Source organism: Streptomyces canarius (assembly GCF_014650735.1).
In the GTDB taxonomy this organism is placed as follows: domain Bacteria; phylum Actinomycetota; class Actinomycetes; order Streptomycetales; family Streptomycetaceae; genus Streptomyces; species Streptomyces olivaceoviridis.
This window is the reverse complement of record NZ_BMVN01000093.1, coordinates 1-15,002: the sequence shown is the minus strand read 5'-3', so window position 1 is coordinate 15,002 and position 15,002 is coordinate 1. Positions and strand designations below refer to the sequence as shown.

The 15,002-nt window shown below is 69.0% G+C and carries 14 protein-coding genes and 3 pseudogenes; 12 read left to right on the top strand and 5 right to left on the bottom strand.

Translation table 11 applies throughout. The features are described from left to right. The first annotated feature begins 435 nt into the window (after positions 1–435). The 5 genes and pseudogenes from IE294_RS44400 (at position 436) to IE294_RS44385 (ending at position 5,641) form a co-directional block, all read left to right on the top strand. On the top strand, positions 436–1,851 hold the full coding sequence (locus tag IE294_RS44400; RefSeq protein ID WP_189895024.1) for a NucA/NucB deoxyribonuclease domain-containing protein: 1,416 nt from the start codon (positions 436–438) through the stop codon (positions 1,849–1,851). 65 nt (positions 1,852–1,916) lie between these two features. After that, a pseudogene (locus IE294_RS50010) lies at positions 1,917–2,294 on the top strand (DUF6461 domain-containing protein); the annotation flags it as partial. A 444-nt stretch (positions 2,295–2,738) separates the two neighbouring features. Next, positions 2,739–3,221, top strand: coding sequence for a hypothetical protein (locus IE294_RS44395; RefSeq protein ID WP_229918092.1), 483 nt, complete (start codon positions 2,739–2,741; stop codon positions 3,219–3,221). A 61-nt stretch (positions 3,222–3,282) separates the two neighbouring features. Beyond that, positions 3,283–3,462, top strand: coding sequence for a hypothetical protein (locus IE294_RS44390; RefSeq protein ID WP_189895023.1), 180 nt, complete (start codon positions 3,283–3,285; stop codon positions 3,460–3,462). A 391-nt stretch (positions 3,463–3,853) separates the two neighbouring features. Continuing rightward, on the top strand, positions 3,854–5,641 hold the full coding sequence (locus IE294_RS44385; RefSeq protein WP_189895022.1) for a hypothetical protein: 1,788 nt from the start codon (positions 3,854–3,856) through the stop codon (positions 5,639–5,641). A gap of 59 nt (positions 5,642–5,700) precedes the next feature. On the opposite strand, the pseudogene IE294_RS44380 reads toward IE294_RS44385, so the two are convergent. Continuing rightward, positions 5,701–6,416 (bottom strand): annotated as a pseudogene (locus IE294_RS44380) (DnaB-like helicase C-terminal domain-containing protein); the annotation flags it as partial. 105 nt (positions 6,417–6,521) lie between these two features. Here IE294_RS44380 and IE294_RS44375 point away from each other — a divergent pair. The 4 genes from IE294_RS44375 to IE294_RS44360 all read left to right on the top strand — a co-directional run bounded on the left by IE294_RS44375 (position 6,522) and on the right by IE294_RS44360 (position 8,565). Then, positions 6,522–6,707 carry a hypothetical protein gene (locus tag IE294_RS44375; RefSeq protein WP_229918089.1) on the top strand — a complete coding sequence of 62 codons (186 nt, stop codon included), beginning with the start codon at positions 6,522–6,524 and terminating at the stop codon, positions 6,705–6,707. Positions 6,708–7,454: 747 nt separating this feature from the next. Further along, complete coding sequence (locus IE294_RS44370; protein WP_189895021.1) at positions 7,455–7,652, top strand: hypothetical protein; 198 nt, start codon at positions 7,455–7,457, stop codon at positions 7,650–7,652. Between the two features lie 80 nt (positions 7,653–7,732). Then, on the top strand, positions 7,733–7,945 hold the full coding sequence (locus tag IE294_RS44365; RefSeq protein ID WP_189895020.1) for a hypothetical protein: 213 nt from the start codon (positions 7,733–7,735) through the stop codon (positions 7,943–7,945). 92 nt (positions 7,946–8,037) lie between these two features. Next, a complete protein-coding gene (locus IE294_RS44360) occupies positions 8,038–8,565 on the top strand; it encodes a DinB family protein (RefSeq protein WP_189895019.1) in 528 nt (175 codons plus the stop codon). A gap of 79 nt (positions 8,566–8,644) precedes the next feature. Here IE294_RS44360 and IE294_RS44355 read toward each other — a convergent pair whose 3' ends face one another. From IE294_RS44355 to IE294_RS44345, 3 genes are read right to left on the bottom strand one after another with little or no spacing between them, the layout of a single operon-like run. Continuing rightward, positions 8,645–9,124, bottom strand: a complete 480-nt coding sequence (locus IE294_RS44355; protein WP_189895018.1) for a hypothetical protein — start codon at positions 9,122–9,124, stop codon at positions 8,645–8,647. Position 9,125: 1 nt separating this feature from the next. Further along, entirely contained in the window at positions 9,126–11,306 is a 2,181-nt protein-coding gene (locus tag IE294_RS44350) for a hypothetical protein (RefSeq protein WP_189895017.1), read from the bottom strand. After that, positions 11,303–11,926 (bottom strand): hypothetical protein, encoded by a 624-nt coding sequence (locus tag IE294_RS44345; RefSeq protein ID WP_229918087.1) that lies wholly within the window; start codon positions 11,924–11,926, stop codon positions 11,303–11,305. Before IE294_RS44345 ends, IE294_RS44350 begins: the two co-directional genes overlap by 4 nt. Before the next feature lie 600 nt (positions 11,927–12,526). On the opposite strand from IE294_RS44345, the gene IE294_RS44340 reads away from it, so the two are divergent. From IE294_RS44340 to IE294_RS50005, 3 genes and pseudogenes are all read left to right on the top strand, one after another. Beyond that, complete coding sequence (locus IE294_RS44340; RefSeq protein ID WP_229918085.1) at positions 12,527–12,865, top strand: DUF3307 domain-containing protein; 339 nt, start codon at positions 12,527–12,529, stop codon at positions 12,863–12,865. A 209-nt stretch (positions 12,866–13,074) separates the two neighbouring features. Further along, positions 13,075–13,272 (top strand): hypothetical protein, encoded by a 198-nt coding sequence (locus tag IE294_RS44335; protein ID WP_189895015.1) that lies wholly within the window; start codon positions 13,075–13,077, stop codon positions 13,270–13,272. 150 nt (positions 13,273–13,422) lie between these two features. Continuing rightward, positions 13,423–13,926 (top strand): annotated as a pseudogene (locus IE294_RS50005) (transposase); the annotation flags it as partial. Here IE294_RS50005 and IE294_RS44325 read toward each other — a convergent pair. Further along, complete coding sequence (locus IE294_RS44325) at positions 13,874–14,374, bottom strand: hypothetical protein (protein ID WP_189895014.1); 501 nt, start codon at positions 14,372–14,374, stop codon at positions 13,874–13,876. The pseudogene IE294_RS50005 and the gene IE294_RS44325 sit on opposite strands and share 53 nt — an antisense overlap. Positions 14,375–15,002 lie beyond the last annotated feature (628 nt).

The window sequence follows — 15,002 nt, the reverse complement described above, 5'->3', positions numbered from 1 at the left end:
GCTACTTCCTCTGGAACCTCAAGATCCCAGTCTCCAGGTGTCCACGATCAAGGGGAAGCTTCATCCCCATCATGTGTCCGCGTCCAGGCCCGCCGATCCCACCTGAACGCCGGCGGGTGATTTGCCCGCAGTGTCAGGGCGTCAGGTCAGTATGCGGACCGGGTCGCCGACCACCGGTCCGGAGCGGGCAGGTGGTGATCGTCCCGTCTGAGCGGTCCAGCGTTGGTCCGGCTGCCTACCGGCAGCCGCGTCATGCAGAAGCCGGCTGCCTCAGGCAACCGCGTCATGCAGAAGCCGGTGGGGTGTCATCCGACCGGCCCGTCCAGGCACGGGCGTCTCGGCGCTGCCACTTTGTCAGTCAGCAGGTATCGAACAGTGCATGATCTCGTGATCACTGGGGCGGGATCGAGCCAATGAGCCTGTTGTACCTGGTAGGTGACCAGGGCCGCCACATACGATCATGAAGCTTCCCGGGAAGTTGAAGGCAACACGAACCGTACCTCCCATGAAGGGATCTTCATGCAGGTCCGCAGAGGCCGCACGTTCGCAGCCCTCATATCCTTAGCGACCGCAGCCACCATCACTCTCACCAATGCCCCAGGGGCCCAGGCAGATGTCCAGGCTCCCACGCACGGCAAGCTGATCGGCTCGTTCACCCCGCAGGACCTCGCCTCGCACCCGGTCCCGCACCTGACCAGCCTCATGAAAGCCTCGGCCGAACGCTGTGCACCGCTCCCGGCAGGTTCAACTGCACGGAACGCTGGAGCCACCACTGCGTGTATCCAGGTGAGTGGTTCGTCTGGCAGCAGTCCGGCGCAAAGCAGCCGACTGGGCACTGCCCAGGAGGCAGCGGCAACGTGCAGCGTCACGTCTCCGGGCTCGTACTACTACCACCGCCACGACTACTGTCTCAACAGCCTCAAGGTCACCTACACCGAATTCAACGAGCAGAACCCTGCGGAGATCCTGGGTACCGGTGTCCTGACGGTCAGCAGCAGTGCTGCCCTATCGGCATCAAGCGGCCAGTGGCAGGAGTCCCAAACGGTCACTCTTGCCGAGGCCACGGGCCTGGTCAAGGAACTCAGCGTGGGGCTCACAGCCAGCTGTAACGGAAGCTGCACCGCCACCGTGCCCACCGCCTGGGCTGGCAGCCGGCTTCTCACCTTGGGCCAGTCGGCCTCCGGCAGCGTCACCTACCTGGCGACGCCAGGCGCGGGCCTGCAAAGCAACATCACGACCAGCTACGACCTGAACGTGACACAGCCTGGGGCCGTCCCGATCGTCAAGGACGTCACCTGGAGCAACCCCCGTCAGGTCCGCTGCGACACCACCTTCGCCAACAACACCAGTACCGGCTGCATCATCCCCAGCATTCGCGCTCAGCTCATTCTGCCGTTGTCAACCTACGGCGCCGCAGCCGCCACGTATGCCTGGGCTGAAAACAACCTCATCGACCACTGGGGAGCAGACGACAGCCCTCTCCAACGGCTTGCCAACGAGAACACCCAGACAGCGAACCGCACGAACACCTGTGGAACGGGGGCATCGAGGTCCTTCACTCCCCTCCCAGCCACCGTCCCCGATGATTCCTGTGACGAATATCCTTTCGCCGGGTCCTACCAGGGAGGATCCAACGGAGCCCTCTGCGCGGACATCATTCCGCTGCTGCAAAACGGCGTTTGGAACTTCTACCAGGATCCCAACGCTCCTGCGGTCACCTTCAATGAGCCGTGTGTCCGCGGCCATGTTCCATCGACTCAGAACTCAGCTGCCGGCGGCAAACTAGGCAGCAACAATCAGACCGAGCGTGTCCTCGACCTCGAGAAGTTTGATGTCGTAGTCACAGCCTGAGCCTTTCCTGCGGCTGCCCCTTGAGAAAGGGGCAGCCGCGTCTGAACAGAATTTTAGGAGCACGGATGAGCAAGGCGTCCCCAAACTGGAATTGGATGCTGCAAGGCCGCTACGAAGGCTTCTGCCTCACATTCACCCACGATGTGACCCCCGCAGCCGTTCTCCAACGCTATGGAGCCGACCCCTCCGCAGCCCACACCATCGCATTCCCACGGGCCTATGAAATCCTCCAGCCAGGCCCGGACACCTCCGTCCTCAGAGTCGGAACCATCCAGGAATGGACCTTTTGCTTCGAGACTCTCGGCGTACAAGGAATCATGCCCGCCGTCCTCGCAGCGCTTTCTCAGAACACGCAAACCCTTGCCGTCAGCAGCGGAGCCAACGCCCTGCACGCCCTGGAGCACTGGGCAGATGGACAGCCACGCGAGCGCTTCGAACCAGGGCAGGCAGCCTCCCTACAGGCTGCCGATGACCACCCATTTTGGGACGCAGCCGAGCGCCACCGAGCTGACCACCACGACCTGCCAGCCCTCCTCGGAGCTCTTGAAGCCGTCGGCGACCGCATCGGCGGCCACCTCACCGCCGACATTCTCGACGGTCCGCTGATCAGCACCGTCCTACCCTGGGTTCTTCCCACACCGCCCCCCTCACATACGGCGTCCCTTCCCTTCGTCCACGCGACAGCGACAAGGGGGTTGGGCCCGCGCATTGGCAGCTTGCGCCCACCCACGCGGTAAAGCGGCCGTGAGTCTCCGACCCGATGTGCCGGGCGGGCGCACAGGTGCGGGCACATCCTCGCCCGCCGCCCCCGCCGCCCCGCCCGGCAGCGCCTTCAAGGCAGCGATGCGCCATCATCCTTGTCTCCAACGGCGTGACACCTGGAGATCATGCTGCGCAACACACTCGATGCCCGGCTCAGTACCCGCCAGCAGCGCCGGGGCCGCACCATCGAGTGGTACGACGACAGGCAGGTCCCTCTCAGCGGCAAGGCCCGCGGCGACATCGCCCAGGCCCAAGAACGCGCCGGCCGCGGCGGTGGTGTGGCCATCCCGCGCGGGAAGGTTATCGCGGAGCTGAGCTTCGGCTTCTGGCGCTTCCTGCTGGCCCGCCAGTACAAGACCAAGCTGTGGCCCGACCTCGCAGGCGCCTTCCCCCACGCCTCCAACCGGGCCCTCAACACGGTGGAGGACCCGGTCAAGCGGCTGCACAAGTTCGGCAACCGCATCGCTCACCATGAGGGAATCTGGCACCTGTCCCTCGAGGCACGACGGGACGACATCCAGACCGTACTCGGCTTCATAGCGCCGGCCGCCGCGACGTGGGTCGCCGACGCCTCCCGCATCGACGACGTCCTCGCCCGCCGCCCCTGACGCACTCGGCTTTGCTCTCTTCACGCGGTCCTGCCCAGCGGTGCCGTCTGCGCCACCGCAGATGCCGTCCTGGCCTCTCTCCCCGCGCGCTCCGCACGGGCCCGGCGCAGGGCCGCGGCGTGGGAAGCTCGGCAGCTACATCGCCTCTTGTATCGGCTTGCTCGCCGCACACGGCATCAGCAGCCGCGACGACACGCTGGAGGCGCTCGACGACATGCTCGACTCGTTCTTCACCGGGTGAGTGCACCCATCGCAGCGCGGACGAACACGGCACCCCACCGAACCTGCGCCTGCTGGTACCTGTGACACCGAAGGCCGCTCGGGCCGGGCCATGACCGCACCGTGCCCAGCTCCCGGCACGCCTTGACGGTGTCGAGATTCGCCGACGACGACCACTGCCCGTGCAGGCCCGCGTCGATGTGGATGGCGGCCCCGGTCAGCCGGGCCTTGGGTGGACGAGGCTTGGTCGACCACCTAACCCCACGCCTTTGACCCGCCGCACCCTCGCATGGCCCGGGGCAGCGAGGCGACTTCATGGATTGGGCCCGCTCGGGCCCGGGTGCGCCGTACGGTCGTTCCACGGTTGGCGACCAGGCAGTGACGCCGGGTCAGGTGTGGGAGGGGATCCGAGGATGGTCAATGCCCGTACGTACCCGCTGTGGCGGGATCTCGCGATGAGCGAGGACCTCCCCAAGGAAGCGCTCAAAACGGTGATCGGGGTCTTGTGCGCCCCGGCGACGACGCCGGACGGCTTCGACGCGAAGGCCGACGGGTGGCGGGAGGAAGCCCTCAAAGCCGCGCTGCCCGCGCTGCTGGCCCGGACCTCTGCCAAGCGGCTGCGCGGTCAGCTCCTAGTCCACGCCGACGAGAAGATGCTGGCCGCCCTGGCGGCTGCTGGCACCGTGACCGTCGCCGACGTGCCCGCCATCCTGCGGCACCGCCGGGTGTGGCCCGGGCTGATCTCTGCTCTGGCACGGCACCCCGGCCAGGTCGAGGCAGCAATCGCGCTCCTGCCCCGCCTCCCCAGCCACGAGGTGGAGCAGGTCATCCGAGACTGGGACCCCGACCGCTACAACCGCACCAAGGACGCTGCGCCGGTGCCGCCCGTGCCGCCAGAACTGTTCGACGCTGTCCTGGAAGCCTGCCTCACCCCGCTCGCCGCGTACCTGCTTCACCCGGAACCCGCAGAGGGCTGGGAGGCTGTGTCCACGTTCTCGAAGGACTGGTCGCTGGAGCTGGGCGGCCGCGACGGCTGGGCGATGCTGGCCCGGTGCCCCCAGCGGTGGTCGCAGCTCACCGCGCACCCCGTGTTCGGGTCGGCTGTCCAGCACCTGCTGCTGGACCAAGCCGAGACGCAGGCCCTCGAAGAAGCCCGGCTCCGCGCCGCCTACCCCGACGGCGAGGAACTCCCCGCCGACCCTGCTCCCGCACTCAGCGAGGAACTGCTGCTCGCCTGCCTTCCGGCCTTGTGCCTGCCCGAACTGGCTGACCTGCCCAACCCGCAGGTGACCGCCCGCCGCACCCTGCACCACCTCGCCGACCGCATCCACAACAACCCCCGCCTGGCAGACCTCGCCGCCAGCCAGCTGCACGCGGCCGCCGACGCGCTCGTCACCCGCGGCCAGCTGCTCACCTGGGCCGACAAACAGGAGAACGACTACGAGTTCGACGGCCGCGTCCTGCGCCTCGCCGAGGACCTGGCCCTCCTCAGCGCCAACCCCGACCACCTCGCCGGGGCCTGCGCCCAGCTCGCCCGGCTGGATCCGCCGGCCGTCGTCTCCCCCAAGCCGAGCCGGACTTTGATCCGCGTCCTCGACAACACCGACCCGGACCACGACCGCCCGGCCCGGCTCCTGGAACGCCACTCCGAGCACCGCCGGGTCCAGGCCCTGACCGTCCTCGCCGCCAACCCGCACACCCCACACGCCGCCGTCGCGGGCGTCCTGAACGGGCTGCACCCCGCAGAACTGGCCTGGATCGCAGAGAAGGCCGGCGGCCCCGACTGGTTCCTGGCCGCGGCGGCCGCCGTCCCGGTGCCCGAAGACGAGGACGACGGTGTGGTGCGGCTGGTGGACGACGAGGAACTCGGCAAGCACCCCGACCCCGCCGCCGTCCTGCAGTCCTGGCTCGACTCCCCCGCCGCCGGTGAGATCCTCTCCCGCTCCGAGGTCTACCGCGCCGTCGTGAAGTCCCGCTACCGCACCCTGGAGCACCTGCGCCAGATCCCCGCCGACGAGGTCCTCGCCCGCCACGAACCCGAAGTCGCCCTGGCGATCCTGCTGGAGCACTGCGGGCGCAGCACCAAGCGGTGGGAGGCACTCGCCGCCGCCATGACCTTCGACTACAACGACGAGAAGATCACCTTCGGTCAGCTCCTCGACTCCCTGGACCCCGCGCCCGCGCAGGCGCAGACATCCTGACGGGGCGTCCCGCAGGCCGCCGCGTGCGGGTGCCGCCGGGCGCGCAGTCCGCGCAGGGGTCAGTCGCGTGCCATGTCGACGAAGCGCCCATACATGCCCTGATGGGCGACAGTGAGCGTGGCGGTGGGGCCGTAGCGGTGCTTGGCGACGATGAGGTCGGCTTCGCCGGCGCGGGGTGAGTCCTTCTCGTAAGCGTCCTCGCGGTGCAGGAGGATGACGCGGCGTTGTCCTCCAGGGCGCCGGAGTCGCGCAGGTCGTTGATCTGGGGCAGCTTGTCGGTGCGCTGTTCGGGGGCCCGGTTCAGGGTGGAGACGGCGACGACGGGGATCTCGAGTTCCTTGGCGAGGTGCTTGAGGCCGCGGGCGATCTCGGAGACCTCCTCGTAGCGCGAGCCGAGGGGGCGGGTGCCGTAGTGGAGCTGCTGGACGTCGTCGACGGCGATGAGCTTCAGGTCGTTCAGACGGTGCAGACGCCGGGCGCGGGCGCGAAGCTCGGTGAAGCTGGAGCAGGGGTCGTCTTGCAGGTAGAGCGGCGCTTCGGAGACTTCGGGCATGCGCCTGGCCAAGCGGACCCAGTCGTCGTCGCTCATGGTGCCGGAGCGCATGTGGTGCATCGGGACGCGGGCTTCGGCGGACAGCAGGCGCAGGGTGATGTCGATGCGGCGGGATTCCAGGGCGAACAGCGCCGCGGGCAGGTTGTGCTTGAGGGTTGCGCAGCGCAGCAGGTCTAGGGCGAGGGTGGAGGTGCCCATGGCGGTGCGGCTGGCGATGACGAGCCGGTCTGGGAGCTGCCGGTCACCCTCGACATGCCCGGCAAGGTCGCCGACTTCCTTCGCGGCACCGAGCTGGACGATGTCGAACGGGCGGGGCTCGACCAAGGAGTGACCGTACGGCGCGGCCAGGGCTACACCCTGCGAGTCACCGTCGCCCCGGCCGTCCACCGCCGGCTCCTCGCCCGTTGTCAGCCCATGGACGACGGCCAGGGCACCCCGGCGGTCCAGGCGCGGCGCAAGGCCCGCCGCGAGTGCGCGAAGCGCGTCAGCACCCTCGCGCCGGCCAGACCGTGAGTGCGGTCCGGCGCCCCGCTCCGTCCCGACGGCACGCCGTTCGCCGTCGGCAGTGTCTGGACGACCAGTGACTACCTGATCCGCCCCGCCAAGGCCGCATATGCACCCGCTGCCTGACGGCCCGCCACGGTCCGTCTCCCGCCCCACCAGAGCGACTACGACATGGATCGATGCGTGGCGCGGGCGGAGTCGGACCCGGTGTGGGCCTGGATCAGCCGGTTCGGGCGAGTCTTCACATCCCCCTGAATTCGCGCGCCCGCATGCGCTCAGCGCCGCGATTCCAGACGATCCGGCGCGCCGACAACTTCCCTGGACGTCCCGCTGCGGCGGGCTTGCCCTACAAGTTGCCCTACAACTTGCCCACCAGCTTGCTCTACAACTTGCCTCTCAACTTGCCCTGCAACTTGCCTCCACCGTCCCGGCCGGGCACAGGAACCCGCTGATCAGGCCGGGTGGTCAAGGGGGCCCGGTCGCGCCGACAACTTCCCTGGGAGACCCCCTGGAGTCCGCAGGGCAGTTCCGGCCCGGTTCCGCCGGCCCCCGACCGCTCCGCCCGGGCCTGGACGACCGCCGCCGCCAGGACCACCGCCTCGCGCGTGCGCGACACGCGCGCGCCTTGGGCCGGGCCAGCGGGTGGGCGGGGCGGTGAAGACACATCCGATTGGGAGCCACTCTTGCACAATGCGCAACCCCCACCGCCGTCACCTCGGCCGCTGACCCCACCACCCGACCAGACAGGAGATCACCATGACGAACACCGACCGCGAGGCGTGGGTTCAGGCGCAGGCGGGCGCGCTGTATGCCGACCTCTGCGCCAAGGAGGCGGCGCAGAACACCACCACCACCACGCACGACTCGGGCTCCACGACCACGACCGGCGGTGACCGCCACGGCGTCACCGGGGGCACCGTCAACGGCGACGTCACGTTCATCTTCAAGCGCTGACCGGGCGGGGCGGCCGACTCACTGCCAGGCGACCGGCCGCCCCTCCCGTCCCCGACCCGTCACCAGACCAGGAAGAGCCCATGTTCGCATCGCTGTGCGTCCTGCTGTACGTCGCGCACCTCGCTGCTGACTTCTGGGTTAACGCAGCAAAGGCCGTGTCCACCTTCTTCGGTGTCTCGCTCAAGGACCGGACCTGGATGCCGACTCGTGCTGGGTGGTGGTCCATGCTGTCTCGGTTGTGCGGCGTCAACGACTCGGTCCAGAGTTCATCCCTGGGGATGGCGGGCGCGTGACTCTGGCAGCCGCCTTCACCAACGCCCGACTGCGTGTTCATCGCCAGCGAAGAGGGTCGTAGGGTCATGGCCGTTTCTGGCAAGGTGCGGCCATGACTACGACACCGGATGGACGCCCGATCCCGCCTGCGCATGCTGACGAACGGGCCATGCTGGAAGCGTGGCTCGACTTTCACCGCGCGACTCTTGCCCTCAAGTGCTCGGGCCTCAAAGATGATCAATTACGGCTGTCCTCAGCGGCACCGTCGTCGATGACCCTGCTGGGTCTCGTCCAGCACCTGGCCGAGGTGGAACGCAACTGGTTCCAGCGTGTGTTCGCGGGCCAGGACCTGCCGCCGGTATTCGGGGAGAGCAACGGCGACGGCTTTGCCCTCCATCCGGACCGAGGGCTGGAAGAGGCGATGGCTGCCTGGCAGGCGGAGATCGCTCGGGGTCGCGAGTTGATTGCTGCCGCGTCCCTGGACGACTCCGGTCGTCTGTCTAAGCAGGAGGCTGGCCACGTAGGTGATCAGGGAGTTTCCCTGCGCTGGATCATGATTCACATGATCGAGGAATACGCACGTCACAATGGCCATGCCGATCTGATCCGAGAGCGTATCGACGGAGTCGCCGGGGCGTGAGACGCGATGGCAGGGGGACGATCGGGCGAGCGGCCGTTCCCCCGGCCCGGTAGCTGCGGAACCACGCCTTGGTGTCACATCAACGGCGGGGCATGGGGACGACGCCTTTGGCGTCGTCCCCATGCCCTTGGTCTGGGACCGGAGCGGGGAACGTACGGCTGAACGTACTCAACTCGCCTCGGAGGCGCTGGAGCTCGTCGTCTTTGGCTGCCAAGACGGAGAGCAGTAGCCGGTGACGGTCCTTGAGGAGGGTGAGCTCGGTATGTGTGCGGGCGAGTTTGCTGGTGAGGCGCTGGTTGAGATCCCGCAGCCGTGCGATGCGTGCCTCGCGGGGATCGGGCTGGTGCCCGGCGTTCTGGGCGGTGGTTCGACGTTGCTCGAACTCGTCCTTCAGATGGCCCCAGGTCCGGTAGAGGGATGCACGGGAGATGCCCGCCTCGCGGGCGAGCGTCTTGACGTCGCATGCCCCGCCTGCAGGGATCTGCCCTGCCAGGAGGCGGTCGATGGCCGCGCGGATCCGCCGCTCGACCTGGTCGCGCTGGTCCTGGCTGAGTGCCATGTCATTCGGCCTTTCCGGCTGCCGCGTCGATCTCTTCGAGAACCCGTACGGACCGCTCGTGCTCGGCCCGCAGCCGGGCCTTCTCCGCGGGCGGGATGCGAGGACTGGCCAGCAGGACGACGCCGTTGTCAGCTGTGGTCTGCCAGACGGAACGGTGAACGAGGTGGTGGGTGGCCTGCGGGCAGCGGGAGCTGTCACACAGCCCGGTCAGCGGAGCTGCGGCGGACCTGGTGCCGGCGAGCTTGAGACACAGCGCCTTCGCCGGGTCCTCGAACCAGCAATAGTTCGCCGCGGAGAGGTGCAGGACCGACGCCTTCTTCTTCAGCAGCAGCTCGATCTGCCGGTCGGTGACCACCTTCGCCGGGCCCGGCTCGTGGTCGGCCAGTTCCTTCTCGACGGCGCGGAAGGAAGCCAGCAGCGCGTCGGCTCCCGGACCGGCGGGCATCTGGCCCTGTTCGAACTGCTGGTATGCCTCGACGGTCCGCTTGAGCTTCTCCTTCGCCTCCTCCTTCTTCCACTCGTGGTGGAAGACGGCCTGGGCGCCGCCCGGCCGGCCGGCGTATCCCTCGCTGGTGGCCACCTGCAAGTGCTTGAAGTGAACCTTGGTGGCCAGCAGTCCCCCCGGGCGGGCGGCCATCTCGACAGACAGCGTCCGCCGCAGGCGGCGGGGGTGCACCGGCTCGCCAGGGATCGGCTCCAGACCCATGCGTCGCCCGGCGGGCGACGCGACCCACTGCCGCAGCCAGGTCATGGCCCCGTTGGACTCGAAGCCGTTGAACGCGCCGAACAACGGCTGTCCAGGCCCAGCGTCCGTGATCTGCTCGGCCAGAGCGATAACACGTACGACTTCCTCGATGACGACCCACTCGTCGACCTCGCCGCCCCATAGCCGCCCTTTGACGACCTTGCTGACCAGGCGGTGCCGGGCCAGGCCGGTGTTGTCGGCATCGTCCGTGCGGCGGCAGCCGACCGTCAGCTCCATCAGTTCGCTGGACCGCATCCCTGTCAACGCGGCGGTGGCGACCGTGCAGGCGTGCCCCGCGATCCGGATCAAGGCGTCAGAGGACCTGTTCGACAAGGGCAACGACCAAGGGATCAACTCGCCGGTGTCCGCGCGAGGGGCGTCGGCAGGGTCGCGACACCACAGGTACTCGGTGCCGACCTCGGCGACCGCCTCCTCCAGCAGCGGTCGGGCTTGGGCGAAGAGAGACTTGTGAATGTCACGGTGTCCCGTCGGCCGCAGCAGGTGCTGGAAGTTGGCTGTCAGCAACGGATCCTTCGGGTCCCACCCCAGGCGGAGGCGCTTGGTCACCTGGAAGTCCTCGATCCGCGGCAATGGCTGCCCCGTCCGCAGATGTTCCTCGACGAGCGCGGCAAGCCGGTCGCCGTCCCGCAGATGCCTCGACCACTCGACGTTGCGCCAGGACTCGCGCTCGGCCCGCAGCTGGCTCCGCAAGTCCACGATGTGCGGTCCGAGCACGTCGACCAGGTGCAAACACGCCGTCAGCAGCGGCCGCAGGACTTCGTTGCCCAAGGGCTCGGTCTTGATCACCACCTGCGGCCGGGACGGTGCCCCGGTCACGACTCGGGGCGATCGTGCGCCCCAGGGCCGGAAACCGGGCCGGTGCCGGTCGGCCGACAGCAGTTCGCCGTAGTCGGTGATGTCCTGCATGGCGGAGACCACCGTCCGTAGCGAGCCGCCGGCCTTGTTCCGCAGGACGGCGCCGGTCTCCTTGTCCCGGACGACGCCGTACTCGCGCAGGAACGCCTCGCAGTGGTCCTGGGTGACCGCGGCGAGCGAGGGGATCCTGCGCTCGTGCAGCCAGTTCAGCCAGAACGTGAGGTGGTAGACGCGGGCGTAGATGGTGCGGGGGTGGCGCGGGAGCCGGCGGGCCCTGGGCAAGGCGAGGACGCGCTCGTCCTGGGTGGCGATCCAGGCCAGGGCGAGTTCCTTGGCGACCACGCGCCAGGGCCGGTGCGTGATCCGGTTGAACAGCACGTTCTTCTCCGTCACCTTCATCTGCACCGGTGCGTCGGCCCAGCCGACGAACGACCACACGTCGTCCTCAAAGCGCGGCCGCGGGCAGTCGCGCAGCCAGGTCAGGCGGGTGGTGGCGGCGATGTCGGCGCCGGCGAACACCGAACCGAGCGCAGGCTCGGCGGAGACAGGAAGCAGGCTCATGACGTGGTCTCCTCGGCTCGCAGCGGCAGCTCGGTGTCCTCGTCACCGACGTCACGCTGTGCGGCGGCGAGGGCGGCCTTCTCGAACCGCGGCAGGATGTCCGCCGACAGGCGGCGGGCGTAGGGGGCGAAGACGGCGGCGAACTGCTCGCGCGGCATCTGGCGGAACTGCCGCGCGAAGAAGGCCTTCAGCCGCAGCAGATTCGGTAGGTGACGCGGGGCGAACAGCGCCAGCGGGCAGAGCAGGCAGACCCAGGGCCGGGCCGGACACGGCTGCCCCTTCGGTCCGTGCAGGCCGGCGAAGTGGTCGGCGCAGGCCCCGCTGAACACGTCCCGCTCACCTGACAGCAACTCGGCCAAGGCGCCCTCGGCCAGGCCGAGGCGGCGTGCTTCCTCCGGCAGCCCGGCGGCGCTGGCCGCCTCATCGACGACCAGCGGGGCACTCGCGCGCCGCAGCAGATCGCCCTGCGCGTCCCGGGCGATTTCCTCGACCACCGCCTTCTGCGCCGGGGTCGCGGCCGACAGGTAGTGATCACCCTCGACCTGCGGCGAGTGGTTCGGATCGACCGTCGCCCGCAGGGACCACTGCCGCTGACCCCCGCCAACTCCGGGACCACCCACGGGATCGGCACCTCGGTCGGCTCAGCGGGCAGCGGCGGAACCTCATGAACCAGCAGGTGGCTGAACTCCCGGCTCCGCATCCCGGTGCCCAGCACCAGCCCGCCCATCGTCGCGTTCCGGCCCGGGAACCGGCCGCGGAACGTCGCGTCCTCCAGCTCGTCCAACGGCCCCGACAACCGGCGGTCCGCGTACGTAGCGAGCGCGGCCACCAGCTCCTGCCGCGTACCGAACACCGCGACACGGTGCCGGCGCAGATGCGTAAGCCAGTCCCGGGCCGCCAACGCGTACGCCCGCCAGGAATTCGGCGACGGCGCCCCGCTCGACGGCAGCGTACGAAGCCAGGCGTTCACCGCCCGCGTCGCCCGCGGACCGCCCTCGTCCTCGAACAGGAAGTCGTCGTCGAACAGCACCGGCATCCGATCAGGGATCAACGGCTCGCCATCGAGTCCCCAGGACTGCCAGCCCTCGGCAGAGAAGAAGTGCACCAACACGCGGCGGGACGGTACGTCCGCGACACGACCCTCATCAACTGCTAACCCCACGTCCGATCAACGGGAGTTGAGGAATGTGAGACACGCCAAGAAAGCAGCGACAAACCCCTTGCAGACCGACCACCAGGCCGCGCGCGAGGCCGAGTGCTCCGCCGCCGGATGGCGTGCGAATGCTGCGCACGCCGTCACCCACGTCGTGGCGTGCGGGGTGGCCCTCGGGGTCGCGGCTGTCGTCCTCGGCGAGAGCGCCGGCGCCTGGGCGAACGCGGCGGCCCTGGTCTGGATCGGCGCCACCCATGCGGTCATCGACCGCCGTTGGCCCGTCGCCCGCTGGATGCGGTTCGCCCGTCAGGCCGGGTTCGCCCAGCACGGCGGCGCGGCCCACGTCGACCAGACCGCGCACGTCCTGGTGCTCGTCGTCGCCGCGCTGTTCCTCTCCGCCGTCTGATCCCGGCCGCCCAACCCGAGCCCCGCACCGACCGGTGCGGGGCTCCGTCCGAACGCCTGACGGGCGGACAGCGCAACCGCCAGGAGCACCGCTTGGTGCTCGCCGAAGTTCACCGCTTCGCGCGCGTCACACGCGCGCCTCGGAGCCGGGCCGGACAAAGTGGCCGGGTCGGTGAAGAAGAACTCCGGCTCTGCCGCGATGATCGGGCGATGACCGACCGCCGCCCGCTGGGCACCGGACCCGCCACCGCCGAGCCGTCCCGCACACCAGACGCCGATCCGCCGGCGCCGCGCGCGCAGCTCGCCGCCGAACGCCTCCCGTCCGTCCCGGCCGCCGAGCCGAAACCCGCGCGGCCGGCCGCCGGACGCCGCGCCCTCGGGGCGGGCCCCGCTCCGGCCGGACAGTGACACCGGGGCGGTGACAGCCGCGCGGACCGGCCTGTACCGGCATGCGCAGCGGCGCGCCCTTACGCGTGCGCGCCGCAACGCGTGCGTGAAACCGCGACACGCGCGGCACGTGTGGACCGCCCCGAGAGGCCGTCGACGGCGCTCTGCGGCCGTCCGCGGCTAATGCACCCCGAGATCACCATCGTCTGGGCCGACTCCGCCTATGCCGGACAGCTCGTGACCTGGGCGTAGACTTACCTGAACCTGACGATCAAGACCGTCAGCCGCCCGACGGACGCCTCCGGGTTCGTCGTTCTGCCCCAGCGCTGGGTCGTCGAACGCTCCCACGCCTGGGTCATGCACGCCCGCCGACACGCACGCGACTACGAACGGCTCATCCAGCACTCCGAATCGCTCATCACCTGGGCTGCCATCACCCTCATGACCAGGCGAATCACCCGCCGAAGCTCCCGACAGAAGCGGCCAACCGGCATCCCGCGAAGCCCAGCGGAACTGATCGATCTCGAGGTCAGGGTCATCACCTTGACCTGCACGGGCTCGAATAGCATGCCCGGCTCAGGTGCGGCGCGGAGCGCGGCCTCAGCTTGTCTGATGTCCGTGATCACTGCGACAGGCCGGCCTCGTCCGCCCGGTGGAAGACGTCCCCGCAGGTGAGGGACGGTGTCGGCGAGCGTTCGGCGAGGACGTTCAGTGCGTAGCGTAGTTCCCTGCTCAGGAGCAAGAGCCAGTGGCTGTAATGCCCGCCCTTGTAGGTGTAGAGGCGGAACACGTTGACGGCCTGCCCGTCACGTTCGTCGGTGAAAGTGTCCGGAAGCCCGGCGAGCAGCTCGTAGTCGCGCTTGCCGGTCGCCGCGTCGGCCACGACCTTGAGGGGCAGAGCGTCGAATTCTGCGGCGGACAAGGAAGCGTCGAGCGCGACGGCGTGGGCGGCCAGGGCCGTGAAGATCTCGATCATTCGCTCACCTGTCGCCGTGTTGATGCCCCGGGCCGTCAAGGTCTCGTGGCGACGAGCCTGCCGCCATGGCTCTTGGTCCACCAGCGGCAGCAGGACACGGCCCAGGAGCGCGCAGCGACGCCACAGCATGTCGTGGTCCGAGGTCACGGTCGATCCTCTCTATACGGCGAGTGGAAGGCCTGGGGCCGAGGACCCACCCACGGCCACCAGGCCCTCCAACTTCCCACTACGCGCAGGGAACGTACAGAACGGGGCTGTTCGCCGTGCCCGAGCCATGGGAGCCGCCCGAGCTCACCAAGGTCCCGTACGTAGTGGTACGCCAGGCAACGTTCGGGTCACCGGGGTGGTTCTCGCAGTCTGCCGCTGCGGTCGAGGACCGCAGCGGTGGCGCGCACTTGGACTGACGCGCGGTCCCCGCCGTGTACCACATGTTCGAGAAGTCGTCGTAGTACTCGAGGTCCACCTCGCTGGTACAGGCCACGGGCCCGCCCGAGCACGTCTTGATGCCCCCGGTACCCGTCATCCGGGAGCCGCTGTGGTTGGGTTTCGAAGCGTAGAAGTCGCACTCCGTTACTGCCTCGGGGGACGCGTCTTGCGCGGTCACCGTGACCTCAGGCGGTTCCGGATTCGGCGGTGGGGCCGCAAGTGCCGTTTGAGTGCTGGCAGCGACCAACGCCACCCCGACAGCGAACGCACTCGGAATGGATCTTAACCTCGCGCTTTCATGAAGCGGGCTGTCCGACAGACGGGCAGGTAAGCGAAAAGTGCCTCTGAC

What these genes read in the sequence shown, in the direction of transcription:
- IE294_RS44350 (WP_189895017.1), bottom strand. Translation starts at nt 11,306, where the DNA reads ATGAGCCTGCTTCCTGTCTCCGCCGAGCCTGCGCTCGGTTCGGTGTTC.
- IE294_RS44395 (WP_229918092.1), top strand. Translation starts at nt 2,739, where the DNA reads ATGCTGCGCAACACACTCGATGCCCGGCTCAGTACCCGCCAGCAGCGC.
- IE294_RS44335 (WP_189895015.1), top strand. Translation starts at nt 13,075, where the DNA reads ATGACCGACCGCCGCCCGCTGGGCACCGGACCCGCCACCGCCGAGCCG.
- IE294_RS44355 (WP_189895018.1), bottom strand. Translation starts at nt 9,124, where the DNA reads ATGGCACTCAGCCAGGACCAGCGCGACCAGGTCGAGCGGCGGATCCGC.
- IE294_RS44385 (WP_189895022.1), top strand. Translation starts at nt 3,854, where the DNA reads ATGGTCAATGCCCGTACGTACCCGCTGTGGCGGGATCTCGCGATGAGC.
- IE294_RS44365 (WP_189895020.1), top strand. Translation starts at nt 7,733, where the DNA reads ATGTTCGCATCGCTGTGCGTCCTGCTGTACGTCGCGCACCTCGCTGCT.
- IE294_RS44360 (WP_189895019.1), top strand. Translation starts at nt 8,038, where the DNA reads ATGACTACGACACCGGATGGACGCCCGATCCCGCCTGCGCATGCTGAC.
- IE294_RS44370 (WP_189895021.1), top strand. Translation starts at nt 7,455, where the DNA reads ATGACGAACACCGACCGCGAGGCGTGGGTTCAGGCGCAGGCGGGCGCG.
- IE294_RS44390 (WP_189895023.1), top strand. Translation starts at nt 3,283, where the DNA reads ATGCCGTCCTGGCCTCTCTCCCCGCGCGCTCCGCACGGGCCCGGCGCA.